The 326-nt window shown below is 69.3% G+C and carries 1 pseudogene; it reads right to left on the bottom strand.

The window, feature by feature from the left end:
* Nucleotides 1–312: pseudogene (locus IH48_RS0132615) on the bottom strand (hypothetical protein); the annotation flags it as partial.
* Nucleotides 313–326 lie beyond the last annotated feature (14 nt).

The raw sequence follows: 326 nt of genomic DNA, 5'->3' as shown, positions 1-326 counted from the left end.
ATGTGCGGTCCGGTAGACGTCGGGCATGTCGAGTTCCCCAGTGGTACGGCGGTCCAGCACGCCTGCGTCGACCAGTTCCTCCAGCAGAAACGGGTAGCTGGTCGGGTGACGCGGTCCGGTCCGGGAGCGGCTGGCATCCGCCACGGCCCGTCGTGTCATCTCCTGGAGCCGGTCAGCCAGACCGATGTTCGCCCACAGCTCGAAGACGTCCTCCTCCCGCATCGGGAGCTGCTGCCCGGCCAGCGGTTCCAGGGCCAGCCGGGCCCACGGCAGCGACTGGTGGAGTTCCTCGGCCCGCGCACCACAGCTCACGCCGTGACGGAGAT

The sequence above is a fragment of the Streptomyces sp. NRRL F-5126 genome, from assembly GCF_000721265.1.
GTDB lineage: Bacteria > Actinomycetota > Actinomycetes > Streptomycetales > Streptomycetaceae > Streptomyces.
Note: the sequence above shows the minus strand (reverse complement) of the source record. Positions and strands in the feature narration are given on the sequence as shown.